Annotated in this window: 26 protein-coding genes; 13 read left to right on the top strand and 13 right to left on the bottom strand. The window is 55.9% G+C overall.

The window, feature by feature from the left end; all coding sequences use genetic code 11:
- Nucleotides 1-416: 416 nt before the first annotated feature.
- Nucleotides 417-644, bottom strand: a complete 228-nt coding sequence (locus DXY38_RS08740) for an NAD(P)H dehydrogenase assembly family protein (protein WP_006852818.1) — start codon at nucleotides 642-644, stop codon at nucleotides 417-419.
- Nucleotides 645-700: 56 nt separating this feature from the next.
- Here DXY38_RS08740 and DXY38_RS08735 point away from each other — a divergent pair, with 56 nt between their 5' ends.
- Genes DXY38_RS08735 through DXY38_RS08720 form a run of 4 tightly spaced genes read left to right on the top strand, consistent with a single transcriptional unit; the run spans nucleotide 701 to nucleotide 5,508 of the window.
- Nucleotides 701-1,273, top strand: a complete 573-nt coding sequence (locus DXY38_RS08735) for a biotin transporter BioY (protein WP_115071313.1) — start codon at nucleotides 701-703, stop codon at nucleotides 1,271-1,273.
- Nucleotides 1,270-1,758 carry a signal peptidase II gene (gene lspA / locus DXY38_RS08730; protein WP_115071312.1) on the top strand — a complete coding sequence of 163 codons (489 nt, stop codon included), beginning with the start codon at nucleotides 1,270-1,272 and terminating at the stop codon, nucleotides 1,756-1,758. The genes DXY38_RS08735 and lspA overlap by 4 nt, the downstream gene beginning before the upstream one ends.
- Complete coding sequence (locus DXY38_RS08725) at nucleotides 1,739-3,916, top strand: transglycosylase domain-containing protein (RefSeq protein WP_115071311.1); 2,178 nt, start codon at nucleotides 1,739-1,741, stop codon at nucleotides 3,914-3,916. Before lspA ends, DXY38_RS08725 begins: the two co-directional genes overlap by 20 nt.
- Complete coding sequence (locus DXY38_RS08720) at nucleotides 3,913-5,508, top strand: YcjF family protein (RefSeq protein WP_115071310.1); 1,596 nt, start codon at nucleotides 3,913-3,915, stop codon at nucleotides 5,506-5,508. The genes DXY38_RS08725 and DXY38_RS08720 overlap by 4 nt, the downstream gene beginning before the upstream one ends.
- 90 nt (nucleotides 5,509-5,598) lie before the next feature.
- Here DXY38_RS08720 and DXY38_RS08710 read toward each other — a convergent pair whose 3' ends face one another.
- Complete coding sequence (locus tag DXY38_RS08710) at nucleotides 5,599-7,035, bottom strand: aminotransferase class V-fold PLP-dependent enzyme (RefSeq protein ID WP_115071308.1); 1,437 nt, start codon at nucleotides 7,033-7,035, stop codon at nucleotides 5,599-5,601.
- Nucleotides 7,036-7,098: 63 nt separating this feature from the next.
- On the opposite strand from DXY38_RS08710, the gene DXY38_RS08705 reads away from it, so the two are divergent.
- Nucleotides 7,099-7,632 (top strand): nucleoside deaminase, encoded by a 534-nt coding sequence (locus tag DXY38_RS08705; RefSeq protein ID WP_115071307.1) that lies wholly within the window; start codon nucleotides 7,099-7,101, stop codon nucleotides 7,630-7,632.
- Here DXY38_RS08705 and DXY38_RS08700 read toward each other — a convergent pair.
- Together DXY38_RS08700 and DXY38_RS08695 are read right to left on the bottom strand one after the other, a co-directional pair.
- On the bottom strand, nucleotides 7,562-8,746 hold the full coding sequence (locus DXY38_RS08700; RefSeq protein WP_115071321.1) for an alanine--glyoxylate aminotransferase family protein: 1,185 nt from the start codon (nucleotides 8,744-8,746) through the stop codon (nucleotides 7,562-7,564). The genes DXY38_RS08705 and DXY38_RS08700 overlap by 71 nt on opposite strands.
- 109 nt (nucleotides 8,747-8,855) lie before the next feature.
- A complete protein-coding gene (locus tag DXY38_RS08695) occupies nucleotides 8,856-9,380 on the bottom strand; it encodes an allophycocyanin subunit beta-18 (protein ID WP_006852826.1) in 525 nt (174 codons plus the stop codon).
- Nucleotides 9,381-9,610: 230 nt separating this feature from the next.
- On the opposite strand from DXY38_RS08695, the gene glnA reads away from it, so the two are divergent.
- A complete protein-coding gene (gene glnA / locus DXY38_RS08690) occupies nucleotides 9,611-11,032 on the top strand; it encodes a type I glutamate--ammonia ligase (RefSeq protein WP_115071306.1) in 1,422 nt (473 codons plus the stop codon).
- Nucleotides 11,033-11,325: 293 nt separating this feature from the next.
- Here glnA and DXY38_RS08685 read toward each other — a convergent pair whose 3' ends face one another.
- From DXY38_RS08685 to DXY38_RS08675, 3 genes are all read right to left on the bottom strand, one after another.
- Nucleotides 11,326-11,661, bottom strand: a complete 336-nt coding sequence (locus DXY38_RS08685) for a hypothetical protein (protein WP_136988091.1) — start codon at nucleotides 11,659-11,661, stop codon at nucleotides 11,326-11,328.
- Between the two features lie 495 nt (nucleotides 11,662-12,156).
- Entirely contained in the window at nucleotides 12,157-12,345 is a 189-nt protein-coding gene (locus DXY38_RS13490) for a hypothetical protein (RefSeq protein ID WP_136988089.1), read from the bottom strand.
- A 226-nt stretch (nucleotides 12,346-12,571) separates the two neighbouring features.
- Nucleotides 12,572-12,838 (bottom strand): hypothetical protein, encoded by a 267-nt coding sequence (locus DXY38_RS08675; protein WP_115071303.1) that lies wholly within the window; start codon nucleotides 12,836-12,838, stop codon nucleotides 12,572-12,574.
- Between the two features lie 151 nt (nucleotides 12,839-12,989).
- Between DXY38_RS08675 and DXY38_RS08670 the strand changes: the two genes are divergently transcribed.
- A complete protein-coding gene (locus tag DXY38_RS08670) occupies nucleotides 12,990-14,045 on the top strand; it encodes a class I SAM-dependent methyltransferase (RefSeq protein WP_115071302.1) in 1,056 nt (351 codons plus the stop codon).
- A 75-nt stretch (nucleotides 14,046-14,120) separates the two neighbouring features.
- Nucleotides 14,121-14,435, top strand: a complete 315-nt coding sequence (locus DXY38_RS08665) for a copper-binding protein (protein WP_115071320.1) — start codon at nucleotides 14,121-14,123, stop codon at nucleotides 14,433-14,435.
- 15 nt (nucleotides 14,436-14,450) lie between these two features.
- Here DXY38_RS08665 and DXY38_RS08660 read toward each other — a convergent pair whose 3' ends face one another.
- On the bottom strand, nucleotides 14,451-14,723 hold the full coding sequence (locus tag DXY38_RS08660; RefSeq protein WP_244279070.1) for a hypothetical protein: 273 nt from the start codon (nucleotides 14,721-14,723) through the stop codon (nucleotides 14,451-14,453).
- A gap of 74 nt (nucleotides 14,724-14,797) precedes the next feature.
- Between DXY38_RS08660 and DXY38_RS08655 the strand changes: the two genes are divergently transcribed.
- Nucleotides 14,798-15,052 carry a DUF6439 family protein gene (locus DXY38_RS08655; protein ID WP_115071300.1) on the top strand — a complete coding sequence of 85 codons (255 nt, stop codon included), beginning with the start codon at nucleotides 14,798-14,800 and terminating at the stop codon, nucleotides 15,050-15,052.
- Here the strand turns inward: DXY38_RS08655 and DXY38_RS08650 are convergent.
- Nucleotides 15,012-15,518 carry an ATP-binding protein gene (locus DXY38_RS08650; protein WP_115071299.1) on the bottom strand — a complete coding sequence of 169 codons (507 nt, stop codon included), beginning with the start codon at nucleotides 15,516-15,518 and terminating at the stop codon, nucleotides 15,012-15,014. The genes DXY38_RS08655 and DXY38_RS08650 overlap by 41 nt on opposite strands.
- Nucleotides 15,519-15,581: 63 nt before the next feature.
- Nucleotides 15,582-16,295, bottom strand: coding sequence for a GUN4 domain-containing protein (locus tag DXY38_RS08645; RefSeq protein ID WP_115071298.1), 714 nt, complete (start codon nucleotides 16,293-16,295; stop codon nucleotides 15,582-15,584).
- Between the two features lie 40 nt (nucleotides 16,296-16,335).
- On the opposite strand from DXY38_RS08645, the gene mnmH reads away from it, so the two are divergent.
- From mnmH to DXY38_RS08625, 4 genes are read left to right on the top strand one after another with little or no spacing between them, the layout of a single operon-like run.
- A complete protein-coding gene (mnmH, locus tag DXY38_RS08640; protein WP_115071297.1) occupies nucleotides 16,336-17,391 on the top strand; it encodes a tRNA 2-selenouridine(34) synthase MnmH in 1,056 nt (351 codons plus the stop codon).
- A gap of 29 nt (nucleotides 17,392-17,420) precedes the next feature.
- The gene (psb28, locus tag DXY38_RS08635) at nucleotides 17,421-17,807 is read left to right on the top strand and encodes a photosystem II reaction center protein Psb28 (protein WP_006852842.1); all 387 of its coding nucleotides are present in this window, start codon (nucleotides 17,421-17,423) and stop codon (nucleotides 17,805-17,807) included.
- Nucleotides 17,804-18,883, top strand: a complete 1,080-nt coding sequence (locus DXY38_RS08630) for an AI-2E family transporter (RefSeq protein ID WP_115071296.1) — start codon at nucleotides 17,804-17,806, stop codon at nucleotides 18,881-18,883. The genes psb28 and DXY38_RS08630 overlap by 4 nt, the downstream gene beginning before the upstream one ends.
- Nucleotides 18,880-19,947, top strand: coding sequence for an AI-2E family transporter (locus DXY38_RS08625; RefSeq protein ID WP_115071319.1), 1,068 nt, complete (start codon nucleotides 18,880-18,882; stop codon nucleotides 19,945-19,947). Before DXY38_RS08630 ends, DXY38_RS08625 begins: the two co-directional genes overlap by 4 nt.
- Here DXY38_RS08625 and DXY38_RS08620 read toward each other — a convergent pair.
- From DXY38_RS08620 to secF, 3 genes are read right to left on the bottom strand one after another with little or no spacing between them, the layout of a single operon-like run.
- The gene (locus tag DXY38_RS08620) at nucleotides 19,879-20,361 is read right to left on the bottom strand and encodes a flavin reductase family protein (protein ID WP_115071318.1); all 483 of its coding nucleotides are present in this window, start codon (nucleotides 20,359-20,361) and stop codon (nucleotides 19,879-19,881) included. The genes DXY38_RS08625 and DXY38_RS08620 overlap by 69 nt on opposite strands.
- Before the next feature lie 39 nt (nucleotides 20,362-20,400).
- A complete protein-coding gene (locus DXY38_RS08615; protein WP_115071317.1) occupies nucleotides 20,401-20,616 on the bottom strand; it encodes a hypothetical protein in 216 nt (71 codons plus the stop codon).
- 7 nt (nucleotides 20,617-20,623) lie between these two features.
- Nucleotides 20,624-21,625: a protein translocase subunit SecF gene (gene secF / locus DXY38_RS08610; protein ID WP_115071295.1), complete on the bottom strand. Its 1,002-nt coding sequence runs from the start codon at nucleotides 21,623-21,625 to the stop codon at nucleotides 20,624-20,626.
- Between the last annotated feature and the right edge of the window lie 2 nt (nucleotides 21,626-21,627).

Below are 21,627 nucleotides of genomic sequence, written 5' to 3'. Positions count from 1 at the left end.
GGAGCCAAAAGGCCCAGGGCCGCTGGGGCCACCAGCAGTTGATGGAAACGTTTCATTTTTGGTCCTCACACCAAAAAATATTGAGGGAATGAACCCGCCAAAACTTTATTCGGCAAGCAAATAATAACCTGTATGCAAGACATCAACAGGCTGTATCCCTGATTACAAGCATTTCAAACCCCTCTTCTTTGCTGATCCTTTACTAACAATTAACTTGCCCTTAACCAAAAACGATTCAGCACCCTGATCAATTCAAACAAGGATTTTAAGCCAAGGAAACCATAGCCATATAGAACACTTATTTAATCAGTCTTGAACAAGCTTCTTGCAACGCGTGCGCCTGCCGAACAAGCAAATCACTGGCTCTGTTGTGAGCTGCCTATCTGGAGTTAAGAACAAGGGAACGCGACGAGTCCTTAACGTTCCTCCTCTGCTCCAGCGGGACACAAGCGATTGATCGGAATTAAAAAGGTGCCACGTCGGAAACGCACTGCAGCAATCTCGAGGGGATGGAGAGCAACCACCGCTCCAGATTCATCACTGCCAACGAGATCGGAAGGCCGAAGCATTGGCATTGGATCTGCCGTTTTGAGATAGGGCATCGGGCTGATCAGTCGGACTTGGTCACCGATGGAAACGGTCATGACATCTGGGCAATCACCCTCTCCTACAGCAGGATGGGGGCAGCTGTTAATTAGCCGTGCGGGCTCTTGCCACTTGGAGCGGCGCGATCGCGGGACTACTTCTCATCCTTGTGGGCAGTTTGATTCCTGCTGCCGTCTTGCTGCCCATTGCAGAGCTTCCTCCCCGATTGCTGAGTTTGCCCAGCACCTGGCAAGTGCCAGCACTCCTGCTGTGCGCCCTTGTCTGCGGCCCACGATCGGGCGTAATGGCAGCGGTTGCCTACATCACCGTGGGGTTGGTTGATCTTCCGGTCTTCCATGACGGTGGTGGTTTGGACTACGTGCAAACCCCCGCCTTTGGCTATCTCGCTGGCTTTGTTCCAGCAGCCTGGCTCACGGGACGTCTTGCCCACCAAGCAGGGATGAACGACTTAGCGCGCCTCACGTTGGCGGGCATTGCCGGCGTCATCACAATTCAGTTATGCGGAATTCTTAATTTGCTTCTCGGAACGGTTTTGAGCCGTTGGAGTGAATCACTTCCTGATTTGTTGTTCAGTTACAGCCTTGGCCCCTTGTTAGCCCAACTGACGCTTTGCGTGGCCATTGCCCTCATTGCGCTGCCCATTCGTCGTTTGCTCTGGATCGAATGATCAGCCGCAGCAACCGACTGATCCGGCGTCGCACAGTTGTGTTGATCAGCCTGTTGATCCTGCTGATGGATCAAGCGTCCAAATATTGGGCTCGATTCCACCTGCTTCCAAATTTGTCGCAGCCATTCCTCCCTGGATTGCTGCAGTTGCGGCTTGTACGCAACACCGGTGCCGCCTTCAGCATGTTGAGTGACTCCACAGCCCTTCTCAGCGTTCTCAGCCTGCTCGTTTCGGTTGGTTTGCTGGGCTGGATCTGGCGATCCAAGCGACTTGATCTTTGGTTAGGTCTTGCCCTGGCCTGTCTGCTGGGAGGAACACTGGGCAATGGCATCGACCGCTGGCAACTGGGATATGTCACGGACTTCCTCGAACTCGTGCCATTCCGTTTTCCCATCTTCAATGGCGCGGACATCGCCATCAACCTCGCCGTCCTCTGCTTCGCCATCGACGCTCTCTCCCAACGCAATGGACAAGCGAAATCCTGACGGCCCCTACTCAGCCCAACTGATCATTCATCAGGAAGATCAGGAGGATCGTTCCCTTGCCTTGCATGGCGACGGCTATCGCATTGGCCGCGATGGTCCTCTGGAAGTGAGCATCGACCATCCAGCCGTCAGCCGCCAACACGCTGTGCTGCAACGTCAGGGGCGGCACTGGATCCTTCAAGATTTGGATTCCACCAATGGCTTGTGGTGGAAAGGCAGGCGGGTCAAGCAGCTGGAACTACGCGATGGAGACGTGGTTCAGTTCGCGCCCTCCCTAGACGCCACGGCTCCCTTTCTGCAGTTTGTTGACGCAGCAGGGCGACGTCGCCATCGGATCGAACGCTGGTTGGGCTTTTTCGTATTGGGATGCCTGGGCGGCGGTGGTGCTCTGCTGCTGCTCTCCCACATCACCATGCCGATCCGTGGGCAACTGGCACGCGTGCGCGGTCCGGTGGCCATCTACGACGGCAACAACCAACCGCTCGCCTCCGTTGACTCCAGTCGTCATCGCGAGCTCAAGTCGGTGAAGGCGTTCTCCCCTTTGCTGGTTGATGCTCTTCTGAGTAGTGAGGACAACCGCTTTTGGTGGCATCCGGGCGTCGATCCCATTGGCACGTTGAGAGCCTTCAGCACCAATTTGATCGGCGGACAGGTGCTAGAGGGCGGCAGCAGTCTCACGCAGCAATTAGCTCGCAGCCTTTATCCCGACTACGTGGGTGATGGAGACACCCTGGCGAGGAAATGGAAAGAGCTGCTCGTTTCCTTGCAGTTGGAAAGTCGCTTCAGCAAAAGCCAGTTGCTTCTCAGCTATCTCAACCGCGTGTACTTGGGCGTTGGTTGGGGATTCGAAGATGCCTCACGCGTGTTCTTCGATCAATCCGCAGCAGACCTCAATGTGCAACAAGCAGCCCTTCTGGTGGGTCTTTTGCCATCACCCAATGGCCACGATCCCTGTCAGTTTCCCCAGCGCGCTCTGCAAGCGCGGAACCGGGTGATCAACAAGATGGCCGATGGCGGTCGCCTCTCGTTGGAGCAGGCGCGACTGGCCCGTCGTCAACCGATTCAGTTAGCCAAAGCGGCCTGCAGTCGGGAGCAGGTGAGTCGCTCAGCACCCTTTTACACCGATCAAGTGCGCCGAGACCTCAAAGAGCTCGTGGGCCCAGACGTTGCTGATGAAGGAAATTTCTTGATCGAAACCTTCTTGGACCCGGTTCTGCAATCCGTGGTGGAGCGCCAGTTGAGCAGTTTGTTGGCCAACAGCGGAACGCTGGGTGTTCAAGAGGGGGCTGCTGTTGTGCTGGACAGCCGCACGGGCGGGGTTCTCGCCATCGCAGGAGGTCGTGATTACCAGGCAAGCCAGTTCAACCGTGCCTCGATGGCGATGCGGCAACCCGGCAGCACGTTCAAACTGATGACTTACTTAGCGGCCCTAGAGCAAGGACTAACACCCACCGACACCTTGGATTGCAGCCCCCTGCGCTGGGGGGGGCAACGCTTTGACAGCACCTGTTCGGGCCAGCTCACGCTTGCCAGTGCCTTCGCCTCAAGCAACAACACCGCAGCATTGCGCTTGGCCCAACGCGTCGGCCTGGAACAAGTGGTGAGTTTGGCGAAACGCTTGGGCATCTCCACACCCTTAGACCCTGTACCGGGCCTAGCCCTTGGCCAAAGTGAGGTGCGCTTGATTGAACTCACCAGTGCCTATGCCGCCGTCGCCAATGACGGCATCTGGCACCCCCCCACCACCATTCGTCGTTTGCTCGATGCAGAAACCTGTCGCTTGGATCGTCCCAGTGGCTGCGGCAGCCTCAATGGACATAGCGGCATTGGTCATGACAGCCCTGGGGAGCGCCAAGCGGCCCGTCGTGTGTTGAAGGGACAGACAGCGCAGCAAATGCAGGGATTGATGCGATCGGTGATTCGCAGCGGCACCGGGCGAGCCGCCTCGCTGGGTGGACAGGAAGGCGGGAAAACAGGAACCACCAACGATGGCCGTGACCTGCTGTTCATTGGCTATGAGCCGAGTCGCCATTGGGTGCTGGGAATCTGGCTGGGCAACGATGACAACAGTCCCTCAGCCAGTTCCAGCGCCGTAGCAGCCTCTCTTTGGGGCCGGATCATTCGTGCCGCAGGACAGGGCGGTGTGGCGGGCCGATGAAGGGATCCAATCGCCTGATGTTGTTGGCTGCCGCAGGGCTGATTGTCCTGCTGGTGCTTGGACTGGTGCTTCAGGCGATTCGCAATCTGCTCTGGGATCTCAGCTATATCCTTCCGCCCTGGCTGGTGGGACCAGTGCTGCTCATCGGCACCCTCCTGGTGCTTGCCTTTGTCATACAGATTGGCTGGCCCTGGTGGAAGGGATGGAAAAGCCGTCGCGGAGCCAACAACGCCAGCAGCACAGCCCCTTCACCGCCTGGGTCGCGTCGACAAGCAGCTGAACAGAGCCTGGAAAGCATTGATCGCCTTTTAGAGCGTCTTCAAGACGACGTAGCCCGGCAAGCGCTGCATCTGGAACGGGAGCGCGTTGCCCGTGAATTGGCCCGCGGCGATTTGGTGGTGGTGGTGTTTGGCACGGGCTCCAGTGGGAAAACATCCCTGATTCGTGCCCTTCTCCAAGACATCGTTGGGCGTGTTGGAGCAGCGATGGGCTCCACAACCGGCAGCCAGACCTATCGGCTTCGCCTCAACAAGCTGGAGCGCGGGCTGCAATTGGTGGATACCCCTGGAATCCTGGAAAGCGGCCTCGACGGAAGAGATCGGGAACAGGAAGCCCGGGAACGCGCCAGCCGTGCCGACTTGATGCTGGTGGTGGTGGATGGAGATCTTCGCTCTGCCGAATGGGATGTGGTGCGCAGCCTTGCGGGCTTGGGCAAGCGCTTGATGTTGGTCTTGAACAAATGCGATTTAAGGGGAGAGGAGGAGGAAAAGCGTCTTCTGGCCTTGCTACGCGGACGTTGCAAAGGCCTGCTGGCTGCTGAGGATGTGATCCCAACCAGCGCCGCTCCCCAATCCTTGCCAAGACCTGGCCAAAAACCCTGGCAACCTCCTGCTGAGGTGGCGGTGCTGCTCCAACGCATGGCCGTGGTGCTGCACGCCGACGGCGAAGAGCTCTTAGCGGACAACATCCTTCTTCAATGCAGGACGCTGGGCGATAAGGGGCGATCGCTGCTCAACCGCCAGCGGCAGACCGAAGCGCGACGGATCGTGGATCGTTACAGCTGGATTAGTGCTGGCGTGGTGGCAGCGACACCACTCCCCGGCATCGACTTGCTGGGCACCGCGGCAGTGAATGCCCAGATGGTGATGGAGGTCGCGAAGGTCTACAACGTGCAGTTAACCCGGGACAAAGCTCAGGAGTTGGCCGTCTCGGTGGGGAGAACCCTGGCAGGCCTCGGTGTTGTGAAAGGCGGGGTGGCCTTGATCGGCACCGCACTCAGTGTGAATCTGCCCACCCTGCTCCTGGGAAAAGCCGTTCAGGGTGTGGCTGCTGCCTGGCTGACGCGGATTGCCGGAGCCAGTTTCATCACCTATTTCCAGCAAGATCAAGATTGGGGAGATGGTGGCGTGCAGGACGTTGTGCAGCGGCACTACGAGCTCAACCGTCGCGATAGCGCCCTCAAGCGCTTTCTCGACACCGCTCTCAGGCAGGTGGTGGAACCATTGCGCCAGACGGCAAAGAAGCGCTTACCACCCCAACGAGGGCCTCGGGCGGGGGAGGACGCATCGGGCCCCTGGCATCGAGAACCGTGATCAGGCCCAAATAGGCCACGCCGATCAGCACAGACACAATCCCTGTGACGATGGCCACCCAGCGGCCGCGTTGCTGCTTGGGAGCCGCCATTAGGGCCGAACCTCCACGGATTGATTCAGAGCTGATGCCAGTTGATCCAACAAACCGTCATGGGTGTGGGGGTTGCCAAGGACAGCCTTGAGATGATGCCGTCCCTGATGGAGCGGCCTCGAAACCATGATGCCTTGGCTGAGCAAGAGCCGGCGTGTCTCGATCGACCAGCTTTCGTGCTGCTGCGCCTGTCCTCGTTGCGGCCGACAGGCGAGCACATGCAAAGGGCCCGAGAGAATCATCAGCCTGTTGGGATCCAGTTGTTGCTGGAGGTACTCACGGCGAGCAATCGCAGCGGACAACACCTCCTCAATTCCCGATTCACCAAGTTGCCGCAAACCAAGCCAGAGTTTGAGCACTTCCGCGGGACGGCTTCCCTGCAAACCCAGTTCTCCGCCGTGATCGTGCTCGAGGGCTGGCTCCATATAGGGAAGACCTGTGGAGAAAGCTTCGGCCAGAACGGAGGGATTGCGAACCAAGAGAAGCGATGAGGTCTTTGTGATGCCGAGAACTTTCTGAGGATTCACGGTGATCGAATCAGCGCGAGCAATCCCATCGAGCAGATGGGTGCTGGTGGGGCTAAGAGCAAAAACAGCCCCTATCGCCCCATCCACATGCAGCCAACGACCCAAGCGGCTGCAGAGATCAGCCAGCGCAGAAACAGGGTCGATGGCTCCTCGCACCGTGGTGCCTGCGGTCGCCACCACGGCGATACAAGGGCGACCTTCTCTTGAAAGCGCTGTTAATTCATCCTCCAATTGCTGCAGATCAATGCGTCCTTGCTCATCCACGGGGATTTCACGGACTGCGTCGTTTTGTAGCCCCATCACCCGCGCTGCCTTGTGCCAGGACACATGCGCATCAGCACTGACCACCACCACCGCATCTGGAGTGTGGTCCAAGCCAGCGTGATGGCGAGCGGCCACCAAGGCGATCAAATTGCTCAGCGTGCCGCCACTTGCCGCAACACCAGAAGCCCCTGCGGGAAAGCCAATGCGCTCAGCAAACCAGGCGCAAAGCTGCCGTTCGAGATGGCTCAAACTGGGAGACAGCTCTTCAGCCAAAAGGTTGTTATTCAGCCCGGCGCAGATCAAATCTGCAGCGATCGACGCACTCAGCGGCGGCGGATCGAGATGGGCAATCGCCCCGGGGTGGGAAGGCTGAAACGCCCCATCCATCACCTGCTGAAGGTCATCCAGAAGTTGCTCCATGGTGCGGCCATGGGTCTGCGGAGCAGCATCTGGCAGCACCCGAAGTGCTGGCAAAGGACCCCTCTCTGCCGCCGAACCGATCCAGTTGCATAAGCGCTCGGAAGCACCCTCCAAAAACTGAAGGAGTTGAGGGTCAAGCGCATCGGGTGAAGCAAACGCCGAAAGAGCGACCGGTTCAGGATTCCTTGAAGGTCCGACCAAGAAGACAAGATGGGGAATGATCATTGTCCCCTGTGGTGGCACATTGAAGGGCCGGCAGATCCCCCGACGCGCACAGCGAACAGCCTGATGGTGCAGTCTCCAATCGACCTATCTCCAACGCAGATGCAAGCCTGGATGGGACGTTTGATTGAACGCGCGCGTCGTTTCGGCGAACGCGGAGACGTTCCCGTTTGCGCCATTGTTTTGGATCAGCAAGGCCGCTGCATTGGCCATGGCATGAACCAGAGGGAGCTCAACAATGACCCGCTTGGGCACGCGGAGTTGATGGCCATTCGTCAGGCCTGCCTGTTGCAGGATGACTGGCGTCTGAATGACTGCACCCTGTTGGTGACCTTGGAGCCGTGTCCAATGTGTGCCGGCGCCTTGGTTCAAGCAAGAGTCGGACAGGTCATCTTTGCTGCCACGGACCCGAAGCGAGGAGCCTTGGGGAGCACGATCAACTTGGCGACTCACACCAGTGCACACCACCGAATGTCCGTGATCGGTGGTGTACGGGGTGAAGAGGCGAAAGTGATGCTGTCGGGCTGGTTTAAGCAGCAACGGCAACGTTCTGTCGGAACTGGGGAAGCTCCGTTTCAAACAGATTCAACAACCTGCTGACGTTCTCGGCGTTGGAGTTGTAACCCATCAGTCCGATTCGCCAGATTTTTCCAGCAAGAACACCAAGGCCGCCACCCACTTCAATGCCGTGGTTGTTGAGCAGATGTTGCGTGAAGGCCTTGCCATCCACGTCATCTGGGATGCGAACGGTGGTGAGTGTGGGCAGCCGAAGCGCCTCGGGCACATGCATTTCGAGACCGATCGCTTCCAAACCGGACCAAAGCACCTCAGCATTGCTGCGGTGTCGGGCCCAAGCCATATCCAAGCCCTCTTCTGCCAACAGCCTGAGCGCTTCACGCATGCCGAAATTCATATTGACCGGTGCTGTGTGGTGATACACGCGGTCACTGCCCCAGTACTGATTGAGAAGGGAAACATCGAGATACCAATTAGGCACCTTGTCTTTCCGTGCGGCGAGCTTCGCTTCAGCGCGGGGTCCCATGGTGAATGGACCAAGACCTGGAGGGCAGCTCAATCCCTTCTGACTACAGCTATAGGCCAGGTCCACCTTCCATTCATCGAGATAGAGGGGGACCCCACCGAGAGAGGTCACGGTGTCGAGCAGGAGCAAGCAATCGTGCTTGCGGCAGAGATCTCCGATTCCTTCCATCGGTTGACACACGCCGGTGGAGGTTTCGGCATGCACCATCGCCAAGATGGTGGGCTTGTGCTCAATCAGAGCCGCTTCAAGCTCTTCCTTGGTGAATGCTTCACCCCAAGGCTTTTCGATCACCTTCACATTGGCGCGGTAACGACCGGCCATGTCCACAAGGCGGTTCCCGAAGTAGCCCTTGACAGCGACAAGAACGGTGTCGCCGGGTTCAACCGTATTGGCAAGCGTTGCCTCCATGGCAGCGCTCCCCGTGCCGCTCATCGGCAAGGTCAAGCGGTTGTCGGTCTGCCAGGCATAGCGAAGAAGCTCCTGCACTTCGCCCATCAACTCCACATAAAGCGGATCGAGGTGGCCAATCGGAGTCCGAGACAAAGCCTTGAGCACCGTTGGATCGGCGTTCGAAGGTCCTGGTCCGAGCAGCAAACGATCGGGAGTGCTGATCGGGGCAATGGCCCTTCGGTGGGACGAGTCAACCGACAGGGGGGAATGCGTCGTCGCCAAAGCCAGGGTCACCAATTAATGGCCAGCAGCCTACGCATAGACAGGCCTAAAAAGGGAGTAAAACAGTTGCTTTGCAACGCCTCTTGTAACGAGATCAAGGATGGAGCGCTTAACGCTGGCTGATGTCGTTTGCGGAAAGACCTGAGGCCAGATGATCGAAGGGCTTGCGAAGCATCAGGCAATCGCTCGGACTTGATCCCTCCGCCACCATGCGCTCGCAGAGAACATCGGCAAGCAGGATCATGCTGCGAACCGTGGGTCCGGTGGGAACACCCAGGCTCTTGTAGGTGTCGTCCAAGCCGTTCAGCACCCGTTCATTCAGGATCGTGCTGTCGTCGGCAATCAGGGCGTAACTGGCGTAACGGAGGAAATAATCCATGTCGCGCAAGCAAGCTGAAAGCCGCCGTGTGGTGTAGGCGTTGCCACCAGGCAAGAGCAGTTCAGGGTCGCCTACAAACAGTCTTTGACTGGCTTCTCTTACCAGCTCAGTCGCTTCGCGATTGATGAGCTCCACGGCCTTGAGTCGCAGCTCTGCTTGGCCGAAATAACCTTCGATCCGATCGATGGCCGATCGATCGAAATAGCGACCCAATTGGTCGTAACGGCCGATCAACCCGGTGATGGCATCACGCATGATGGGGGACGCTAGGGATCACTGGCTGGAAGGTAACACCACAAAGGTGGGCAGAACGCTTTCATCACCAGGGATCCAAGGAATTTGACAGAAACGGTTACCAAGCGCTGACCCGAGCCTCACCCAAAGACCTGACCAGGAGGGCGGCGGCAAAAAGTGCGCATTGATACAAAACCGTGTCAGATCGATGCCTACGGTTACGCGAGATACTCTCGGCTGCAGCCTCAACCATGGCTAAAACTGCTCAGGACGTTCTTCGTCAGATCAAGGACGAAGGGATCGAGCTGATCGACCTCAAATTTTCCGATCTGCACGGCAAGTGGCAACACCTCACCGTGTGCTCGGACATGGTCGATGAGGATGCCTTTCGTGAAGGCCTGGCCTTTGACGGATCCTCCATACGCGGCTGGAAAGCGATCAACGCTTCCGACATGTCCATGGTTCCAGACCCCGCCACGGCATGGGTGGATCCGTTTTATCGCCATAAGACCCTCAGCCTGATCTGCTCGATTCAGGACCCAAGAACGGGTGACCCCTACGAGCGTTGTCCCCGTGCTTTGGCACAGAAAGCGTTGGCTTATCTCTCCAATACAGGGCTGGCAGACAAGGCATTTTTTGGTCCAGAGCCTGAATTTTTCCTTTTCGATGACGTTCGCTACAACTCAAGCGAAGGTGGGTGCTTCTACAGCGTTGACACCATTGAGGCTGGCTGGAACTCCGGACGGGTGGAAGAAGGGGGGAACCTCGCCTACAAAATCCAAACGAAGGAAGGTTATTTTCCTGTAGCACCAAACGACACAGCGCAAGATATCCGCTCTGAGATGTTGTTAATGATGTCCCAATTGGGGATCCCAATTGAGAAGCATCACCATGAAGTTGCTGGTGCCGGTCAGCACGAATTAGGAATGAAGTTCGACGAACTCATTCAAGCTGCCGACAACGTGATGACCTACAAGTACGTCGTCCGCAACGTGGCCAAGAAGTACGGCAAAACAGCAACCTTCATGCCGAAGCCTGTCTTTAATGACAACGGCACAGGCATGCACGTTCACCAAAGCCTGTGGAAGGGTGGTCAACCCTTGTTCTTCGGGGAAGGCACCTACGCCAACTTGTCTCAAACAGCCCGTTGGTACATCGGCGGAATCTTGAAGCATGCTCCAAGCTTCCTGGCCTTCACCAATCCCACCACCAATAGCTACAAGCGACTCGTCCCAGGATTTGAAGCACCGGTGAATTTGGTGTATTCAGAGGGCAATCGATCTGCCGCCGTTCGAATCCCCCTCACCGGCCCGAGTCCAAAAGCCAAGCGCTTGGAATTCAGATCCGGGGATGCGTTAGCCAATCCCTATTTGGCCTTTGCCGCCATGATGATGGCGGGTCTTGATGGCATCAAAAACCAGATTGATCCTGGTGATGGCTTCGATGGTGACCTGTTTGAACTTCCCGCAGAGCAGCTCAAGGACATCGCCACCGTTCCTGCCTCTCTGAACGGAGCTTTAGAAGCTTTGAACGCTGATCATCACTACTTATTAGAGGGTGGTGTTTTCACCAAAGACTTCATCGACAACTGGATCAACATGAAGTACGAAGAAGTGCAGCAGCTGCGTCAGCGGCCCCATCCCCACGAATTCACCATGTACTACGACGCCTGATCCCAAGGAATCGCGTTGTACTGAAGAGGGTCGATACTTTGGTATCGCCAAACCAACCTGTTCGACCAACGATCCCCGATATGGGGATCTTTTTTTATCTATCTTCAACGATCAAGCTAGAAAAACGTGAACTTGCCTTGTGGCGAGGCAATTTAGGGTGAAATGTCAGAGCTTCTCGAGCTTTTTTTGAGGGGTACTCCAAACAAGAACAGTCTGGATCTCCCCCATTCGGGGGATGCCAGAAATGTGGTTTTTTTCGATACTGAATAGTTCATAGGGAAATCAACCTCCATTCACCAGCCCATGAAACCCCTGGTCCCAATCTCCGCCACGTCACTGTTCTTGTTCACAGCACTCTGCTGGGCTCCTCCATCAGTACAAGCACAATGGCAAGGCGTCAATGAAAAAAAGTGGGCCGAATTGATCGAATCCGACATCCAAAAGGGAGCATCGGCAGAAACAATATGCACAAATTCCACGAATTTTGCGACAACATCAAATGAAGATTCCTTCAAGAATTGGGCTTCTTCGATAGCACAAAAATATTGCACCGAGGGCGTTACAAAAACAGAAGCAACGGCTCCCGTTGCCAACAATGAAGAAGAATGCCGTCTCGACAGTTCCGACATCTACAGAATCAGCCTTGGAGAAAAGGTTCACAAGAGCAACAAGGGATGTTGGTCTTCATTCAATTGAATGCATGAACCCACTCAACATCCAAGGCAGAAAATAGATCCCATCGCATTCTGCTTCTCGTTAACGTGAATTACCTGGTGAATCCGATGACGATTCCATTTGGCGAGCACCAACCATCGGATGGGCAATCATCTCAGCTGTTCACTCCGCGCCTACGCAAATGGCTTGACGAGCGCTTGAGGCATCTTGCAAGCCAACAAAGAATTCAAGATGCCAGAGCTTTGCGTAGCGAATTCTCCATTGAAGAGCTTTCCACACGCTAACTTTTGATTGGCTGCGCGCCCTCAGAGTCGAGCAGGCCAGTGATGGAGAAGCGAATAAACTCTGTTTGGGATGGGGTTTCAATCACAAACAGGTATTCATCAATAAACCTCAATACAAGCCGATTCAAGAACCAACAAACCATATTGCTTAAAAAGCAACACCATCTACGAATCATTTCTTTTGGCGATCCATTCACCAAGCGGTATCGCGATCAAACCACCAACACCCAACCAGACAATCCAGAAACCAATAAAGACCAAACCCGTTGGCTCTTCCGGCAATGGTAAATAGCGGTAATCATAGGGGAATGAAAATGCCCACACCCAATAAAAAACCTTGACGGAATTAGGCAAGGACTGACTACTAAACACCTAGGACGCAATAAGTCTTGAACTAGGGAAGTTTAAGGCATTCCATGCTCAGACATGTCGCGGCTCCATGCCCGCATCCAAAGCCCATAATCGTCTTGCTTTAATCGATCTTGACTGATATCAAAGCCAAGTGATTGTGGGGATATGGGGATGTTAACCAGTCCCTTTTGAGCATTTCAATCAAGGTCCAAAAGAGACTAGTGATGTCTCAGTTGTGGCGAAGGTGAGCCATGGCGCTGTCGTGAAGATGCTTTTGATGGGCATGGCGATTAGCCCAAACACGCTGTTGAGCCTGAGCGCTATTGGAATCAAGAAGATCAGGATGCCCCTCGATCTGAGCCTGACTCGATTGGCTCAACCTTTGCTCATGGGCATGATGATCGGCCCAGGCGAGAAACTCAACAGCGGCCTTCTGGTGACGCTCTAACACATTGCCGCTGTAATCAACCGGGAGAGAACGAAGAACGGCTTTCATGACGCAAGGCCTCGTTTCGATGCAAATATTCTGTATCGGTTGATACGAAATTTGCATCCGCTTCACAATTCTTGCCGGAATGGCCTGATTTGCATCCTCGGTTGGATGGCCTCATCCATTGGAATAGGCGTATTGATCCAACTACAGCCCAATGGCGTCCAGCCTGACCGAAATCGCCTACCGCACCATCCAGCAGGGCCGGAGCCTGGCAGGACTGGCCCATAAGGAGCTGAGCACAAAAGCCATGGAGCTGTTGGCACCCGATGTCGTGCCCAGCACAGAACCGGTTCCTGACGCCTTGATGAATGAATTGCGACGCTCCTTGAGCGCCCTTCAGGACATCGATTGGCAGGAGTCAGAACAGGGGCTTTATCCCTCATCCTTGCTGTTTGATATCCCCTGGTTGGAGTGGGCCGAGCGCTATCCCCGCGTATGGCTTGACCTTCCCTCAAATTGGGCCAGGCGACGATCACGCAACGTCCAAGACATTCCCGATACGCACGACAAAGAGCTCTACCCGGATTACTACCTCCAAAACTTCCATCATCAAACCGATGGCTATCTCAGTGATCATTCCGCTGAGCTCTACGACTTGCAAGTCGACATCCTGTTCAATGGGTCCGCAGACTCGATGCGCCGCAGGCTGATTGCCCCCTTGAAGCGTGGCTTGAAGCGGTTTAGTGATCGCCCAGACGCCAGTCTGCGCATCCTTGACGTAGCGACAGGAACCGGTCGGACGCTTCACCAAATTCGAGCGGCTTTACCAAAAGCCTCACTCTTTGGCCTGGACTTGTCTGAGTCCTATTTGCGTCAGGCCAATCGTTGGCTCAACAAGGGAAGCGACAGCCTTGTCCAGCTGCTTCAAGGCAATGCTGAATCCATGCCCTTTGGTGACGAAAGCATGCAGGCGGTGACCTGCGTTTTCCTGATGCATGAGCTTCCGGCTGAAGCGCGGCAGGCGGTTCTTAACGATGCCTATCGATTGCTTGAGCCCGGTGGAGTTCTTGTTCTCGCCGACTCCATTCAGCTCAAAGATTCACCGCAGTACAGCGTGGCGATGGATAACTTCCGAAGGATCTTTCACGAGCCTTTCTACAGAGATTTCATTTCAGATGACATCGAATCACGCCTGAGCAACGCTGGCTTCACAGGGATCTCAGCTGAATCCCATTTCATGGTGAGAGTTTGGACTGCCAACAAGCCTTGAAGTGATTCCCTGACACACCCTTCTTGAGGGCGACCAACGCCCCATAAGGTGCAGGAACCCTTGCCGAGGGCCTTGATGATCAACCCTTTTTATGTCCGCTGGCTTCAAGGCTGGACATTCCAGTTGGTCCTAATGGAAGGCAAAGTGCAAGTGGAGGCGCATGGATTTGGAATCTGTATTCGTACATCCCTTATGCATGGAGAAACACCTCAGGATGCTGCTGATCGTCTCGTTCTCGAAGAAGACACGCGGCGCCACGCACTCCATCAAGCTTGGTTGAAAGGCCAGGCTGTGCCTGCCGACCACCATGAACTTCCTTCTTCTTCTGAGGGGCCTCTCACCGCGCCTGAATCGCTTGTGATTGTTCATCACAAGGCCCTCGTTGGTTAAACCAAGGGATGCGCTCTAGCTGCCCGACGACAGCTTGGCCAAGACAAATCCAATCAACACTCCAGGGCCGCCCCAGCGAAGCGAACGCCAAAATTTTGGTGCCTTTGTTGGTTTAAAAATCCATTCAAATTCATCTTGCCCTTCAACAAGTTGTTGAAGCAGGTTTCGACGTTGCAATCGTCGCCTCGAACGGACATCGGTGGCTTCCCAACGCCTTGGCTGAATGTGAATCAAAGCGGCCAGGGCGTGTAATGGACGTAGCTGTTTGCGACGGGAACCTGATGCCATGAAAGCGTTCACTGTGTACGTCACAGCCATGGACGTGAAGCATCAGGATAAAGGCAACCGATCGTCATAAGACCATGTCAACGGCTGAACCGCGCTGGCCAGAATCCGCCCCTGAACTGGCGCAGGAGCTTCATCGTTGCTTGAGTCTTGGCGACCGTGACTGGCATCGTTTAAAGACCGATGCCGACCGTCGCAGCGCTGAACTGATGGCTGCTGCTCTCTCTCAACTCATCCAGGGTGGAGAGCGCAACGATGTTGAGGAGCTCACCGAGCAAGCACTGCGCTGGATCAGACGGGAACTGAAAGACCCTGGCTGTCCGCATCGTTGAGGGAGGTCACGCGAGACACGGGACGGCGGCATGCCAACTGAACGCGATTCCCGCGTCGACTCCAGCGCACATCATCAAAACACTGATAAATCAAAAACAAGCCACGGCCTTGATTGGCTTCGATGCACTCAGGAAGCTCGCCGAGACGTGCATGGGTGGGGACTCCTTCCCCTTCATCCTGGATCTGCCAAATCATCCATTGAGGCGTGAGGATGCGGCGCACACGCAAACACTTGTTGGGATCGCCTGCGTTCCCATGACGCACAGCATTGACGAGAGCTTCCTGAAGACCAAGCTGCAGCCGACCGGTTGTCTCATCACATTCCACGGGATCGAGAAGCAACTCCAGCAAGGGAGAAAGTTGCAGCGTGGACGGAAGAATGAAATCAGCCCAGCGCGTTCGTTGAAACGAAGGGGTGAAATTAAAACTGAACGACCCTGAAGTCGATCCAAGCCGCGATGACATCAGGACCGAAGCATTCTGTTTTGACCATACCCCTCTATCCGATCCATGCCACAGAGCATTAACTCATTGACGAGCAACCAGGGACGGATGGTTGAGGAGGGCATCGATCAGTCGAACACCACGAAGCTGGTTGATCAGCGGCATATGGCCTTCTGGAGCCTTCAATGACCAATCGAATGCATTCGGATAACGCGTCCAGACTCCCTCCTGCTTCCAGCCAATCCGAGGCCAGAGCTTGTCGTAACGGCCATCGAGAGTGGCCAGCAAACGGGCCTGCACTGTGAACCCAAACCGGCCTTGGGAGTAGGCGATCCAAAGACGATCCATCGTGACAAGGTCCAGCCCCCTCATGGTCAAGACTTCGCTGAAATAGACGTATCCCCGCCGTTCAGCCTGCTCTCCGGCCAGCTTGCGAAGAAAAACGCTTGTGAGGCGATCAGCCTCTTCAAACCGTTCTTCGAGAAGAGCCTGCTGAAGGGGGGAATAATCCAGATCGGATTCCGAACCTGTGGCAAACCATCCCCCAGAAGCACCGAAAAGAGAACTCAAGGCCGACGGTTGATGACGATGCAGGGTCTGCAAAATCCAACCAGCAGCCCACTCGTCTCCTTCACGATCAAAGGAGGCAAGAGCAGCCGCACCCATGGCAGCCAGCTGATCAGCCGCTTTCTCGACTGCTGGGATCAAGGAGCGTTTTTGTCGTGATGAGCCACTGGAGAATTTCTCTAGAAGCTGGTCGACGCTGAGATCGGATGAAGAAGAAAGACCAGAAAGCATGACGTACTACCGGCTCTAACTGGCTCGGCGTTATCCCACTATGTCAGGGATGGGATCCACAAACGTGAGCAATATCGATCAGTTTCGAGAAGCGCGCGGAACGCTGGTTGATGTGCGCACCCCCTCGGAATTTGCGCAGGGCCATTGGCCTGGAGCCATCAACATCCCTCTGTTTGACGATGAACAGAGGGCCATCGTCGGTCGCACCTACAAACAAAAGGGCCGGAAACAGGCCATCGAGCTCGGCCTGAGCTTCACTGGCCCAGCCCTTGTTGATCTTTCCAAAGCTCTAACAAAGGCGGCTGGAGGCACGGACCAGCCGCTTCGGCTGTATTGCTGGCGGGGAGGGATGCGCTCCAACAGCATGGCTTGGCTCGCGGCTCTCCAGGACCATCCCACCCTTGTGCTGGAAGGCGGATACAAGGTGTATCGGCGCTGGGTGCTCGAACAATTTGAACGCCGCTGGCCCATCCGGTTGCTTGGCGGAAGAACGGGCACGGGGAAAACAGATCTGCTGATCGCCTTGCAATCTCTCAACGTGGCTGTGGTGGATTTGGAGGGGTTGGCTCATCACCGTGGAAGCAGCTTCGGTGGTCTTGGTCAACCCAATCAGCCCAGCACTGAGCATTACGAAAATGAACTTGCTGAAGCCCTAAATGGCTACGGGAAACAACACGCCCCTCAAATTTGGCTAGAAGCCGAGAGCTCTTCTGTGGGCTGCTGTCGCATCCCAAAGGCACTGTTCGAGCAAATGCAACAGGCACCGGTGCTCGAAATTCGCCGCAGTCTCGATGAGCGAATTGATCAGCTCGTGGATGTCTACGCCTGCCAAGACGCCGATGAGCTGTGCAAAGCGACGGAACGCATCCAGCGCAGACTTGGTCCCCAAAGGACACAAGCTGCTTTAGAGGCGATCAGAGATCAGCGCTGGCGCGATGCCTGCAGCGCGATGCTCGACTACTACGACCGCTGCTACGACCACGAGCTCAAACAAGCCAGTAATGCATCCAATCTTGATCTCAGTGGGCGCAATCCGAAGGATGCGGCAATCGAACTGCTGAACACCAGTCGCGTTGTACCGATCGATGCCCCTTAAGATCCCGCGTAGGTACTGGAGCAGCATTCATGGCAGACGGAAGCAAGGCAGTGATCCAGTTCCTGCGCGGAGTGGATGAACCCGTCGTTCCCGACATCCGCGTGACACGGAGCCGTGACGGACGCACGGGTCAGGCCATCTTCGTGTTTGAACAACCCGAAGCCCTGGCTCCTGAAGTCATGGAAGCGATCACGGGCATGTTCATGCTCGACGAAGAGGGCACGCTCGTGACCCGAGAGGTGAATGGCAAGTTTGTGAACGGCAAACCAAGCGCATTGGAAGCCACTTACACCTGGAAGAGCGAGCAGGATTTTGAGCGTTTCATGCGCTTCGCCCAGAGATATGCCGATTCCTCAGGTCTTGGTTATTCCCAGGATTCAGGCGAAGCTGCAGCGAGTGACAACGCGAACGGGTGAAGCTTCAACACTGGTTTGGACTTTGCGCTGTTCTGGCAACAGGCCTCCTCTTCTGGAGTCTGCGTGAAGTCCTGATCCATTTGTTTGCAGCCATCGTGCTGGCCATGGCTCTTTGCACCCTCGTTGGAGCCCTGCGTCAGCGCTGGAACCTTCCCCGACCCTTGGCATTGTTGGCCTGTGTTTTGGGTTTGGGGGTAATGGTTGCGGTGGCCTTAACCGTGATCGTGCCGCCGTTTACGAGTCAGTTTCAGCAACTCATTCTTCAGCTGCCATCGGCCGCAAAAGCGCTGAAAGAATTGCTTTTACAGGCGTTTTCGTCGGTGAGCTCCATGGTTTATGGCAGTGAGAGCTCCAGCAATTGGAGCCAACTGCTCTTCCCCAAAGGCTTGGCGGACAGCCCAGGTGGACCGGCCATTGCCTCCAGCGTGACCGGAGGCTTTTTGGGACTGCTTGGTTTGGCTGGCAATGTCGGCAGTGGTGTCGTGCAGCTTCTCTTCGTCATCGCCGTCACCTTGATGGTGGCGGTCCAGCCCCATGCCTACAAAAACGTTGGCATTCAGCTGGTGCCGTCCTTCTATCGGCGACGGGCACGGGTCATCCTCAACATGTGCGGCGATGCCCTCAGCAGCTGGATGATTGGCGTGTTGATCAGTTCGGTGTGTGTGGCTGTTTTAGCTGGCATCGGACTCTCACTCCTGGGCGTGAAGCTGGTGATGGCCAATGCCTTACTCGCTGGCTTGCTCAACGTGATTCCGAATGTGGGTCCCACGCTCAGCACGATCTTTCCGATGTCCGTCGCCCTCCTCGATGCCCCTTGGAAAGCATTGGCGGTCCTTGGCCTCTACATCGTGATTCAGAACCTTGAGAGCTACGTGATCACGCCTTCGGTGATGCAGCGCCAGGTCAATTTGCTACCAGGCCTCACCCTTGCGGCTCAATTTGTATTCACCGTTCTGTTTGGTCCGCTTGGCCTATTGCTCGCTTTACCCCTCGCGGTTGTGTTGCAGGTGCTCATTCGTGAAATCGTCGTTCACGATCTTCTCGACCCTTGGAAGAGGCAGAAACTGGCCTCATGAACGCTCGCACCCTGCTGATTGCCCTCACATCCATCCTGCTCACGCTGTTGTTGTGGCAGTTGCGCTGGGTGCTGCTGATTCTGTTCGGAGCCGTCGTGTTGGCCGTGACCCTCGACGTACCGATTCAGAAGTTGATGGAACGTTTCAGGCTCAAACGGCCCGTTGCGCTGTTGCTGGTTCTGGTCATCCTGTTCGTCGGCGGAACCTTAGTGGTGAAACTGCTCCTCCCAGAACTGCTGGGTCAATTCGAACAACTCACCGCGTTATTACCCAATCTGATCGACAAAATCAAATCGATTATTGCCAGTCAACCCAGCCTGTCGGACCTCAACATCAATCCCTCTGAATCGCTGAGCTGGACAGGGATACAACCCGTTGGAGCACAACTGCTTGGTTACGCCGGTGGTGCGGCGAATGGCTTGATTCAGCTGCTGTTGATGAGCCTGCTGGCGATCCTGCTCGCCCTGGATCCCCATTCTCATCGGCAGATGCTGATCGCCGTGAGTCCGCGTCCTGCAAGGGCTCAGGTCACGGAATTGCTCGATCGCTGCCGGGAAGCTCTCGGCGGATGGCTCGCTGGCATGACCATTTCAGCCACCGCCGTGTTTGTGCTCACCTGGACGGGGTTGGCCATCCTGGGTGTCCCTTTGGCACTGCTCAGCGGCTTGGTCTGTGGCCTGCTCACCTTTGTCCCCACGATTGGACCGACGGCAGCAACGCTTTTGCCGATGGGGATTGCGCTTCTGATCTCTCCAACCCTGATGGTGCAGGTGCTGGTCCTGCGGCTTGCACTGCAAAACCTTGAAGCCTTTGTAGTCACACCGGTGCTGCTCAGTCGCACGGTGAATCTCCTACCCACAGTGGCATTGACAGCCCAATTAAGCCTGGGAGCCCTGCTCGGGCTGCCAGGCGTGCTGCTTGCATTACCGCTCGTGGTGGTGCTTCAGGTGTTCATGCAGCAAGTGGTGATCAAGCAGATCATGGATCGCTGGGAGTTATCCCCCGTATTGCCATCCCGTGCTGCTGAGCTCGAGGGCAGAAGCATCACGGTGGAGAACCGCTGATTTCACTTCGCCAAGAAACACGGTGTGATCGCCATGGGCGAGTTCACCCACGAGCTCACACTCCACGGCTCCGAGGCCGTCCTTGAGGATCGGCAAACCCAAGGCGCCCGTGGTGAAGGGTGCGGACTCAAAGCGTCCGCCAACCGCTTGCTGAGGCTTGAAAAACACAGCAGCTAAATCCTTCTGATCGGCGGCCAATACGTTGAGGGAAAAGCGGCGCGTGCGCTGAATCATGCCGTTGCTGGTGCTATCGGCACGAACAGCCATCACCACAAGAGGGGGGTCGAACGATCCCTGTGTCACCCAACTAGCCGTGAACCCATTGACTTGATCCCCTTCTGCAACACCGCAGATGAACAAGCCATGGGGGATTTTTCTAAGGAGGACTTTCTTGGCGTCGAGATCAAGCGACATCGTGTATTCGAGGCGGACTTCCAACTTAGGAGTCAGCGCTCAGAGCTCAGAGCGACGCACTGGTCCGTAGTGACGCCACAATGAAGGGAGGAGGAGCAAAACCACAACCGCCAGGAGATGGTGCCGAATCGCAAAGATCACACTGGTGAGCGTGATGTGATCAAGCAAGAGCTGAATCTCCACACGTAAATCCAGCAGAGCCAGCACGCCCAAGAGCAAGGGAACCCAGCGTTGGGATCGAGAGCTGGGTGTCATGGCCAAATCACGCACCCGCCGTGCGTTGCCTTGGCCAGATACTGAGGAGGGAAGGGGCTAGGGCGATGCTGGACCAGCTGCCCACAATCACGCCAATCGCAAGCGCCACTGCAAACCAAAACAACGTGGATCCGCCAAACAAAATCAAACCCAAGAGCGGAAGCAAGGTGGTGCCACTGGTGTAGAGGGTGCGGGTGAGCGTGGCGGACACAGCACGATCCACCTGAGCATCCAGGGGTAAGTCACCATCTTCGCGTTGGCGTTCGCGGATGCGATCAAACACCACCACGGTGTCATTCACGGAATAGCCAGCGATGGTGAGAAGCGAAACAGCAAACAAACTGTCGACTTCCAAACCATTGATCAGTCCAAGCCAGGCGAAGACACCACACACAATCAACACGTCATGGCCTAAGGCCACGAGTGCCAGAACGGCATAACGTCCGTCGTAGCGAATGCTGATGTAGAGGGCGATACCGGCAAACGCGACCAGCAAAGAGATCAAACTGCTGCGCAGCAACTGACCACCAAGGCTGGGGCCAATCGTGTCAACAGATTGACCACCCACTTCAAAGGGACCCGCAATGGGCTCAAGGGCCTCGATCACGGCTTGTCCTTGGGAAGCGCTCAACGCTGGCATGCGCACTACCACCGATTCCCCTCGATCCAGCAACTGAACCCGAGCCGAAGAAAGATTGGGGAGGGTGCCGGAATCTTGATCGCTTCCTTCCGCAGGCAGGGTGAGGCCTTCAAGCGTCTGCTGGATATCGATGGCCCTGATGTCTTGGCAATTGTCTTTGCACAAACGCTCGAGCTGGATTTTGGTTCCACCTGTGAAATCGAGTCCAGGCCTTAAGGGTGAACGAATCTGAGGATTCGTCCAGCTCAGCACCAAACCCAGCGCGCTGATCAACAACACCATCACAGAGATCAACCAAACCTTTCGGCGTTGTCGACTCAGAGGAAAACGCAAAGGGCGTTCTTGACCAGTTGGGGAGGACACAGCCATGG

This window comes from Synechococcus sp. UW179B (genome assembly GCF_900474245.1).
GTDB lineage: Bacteria > Cyanobacteriota > Cyanobacteriia > PCC-6307 > Cyanobiaceae > Synechococcus_C.
Note: the sequence above shows the minus strand (reverse complement) of the source record. Positions and strands in the feature narration are given on the sequence as shown.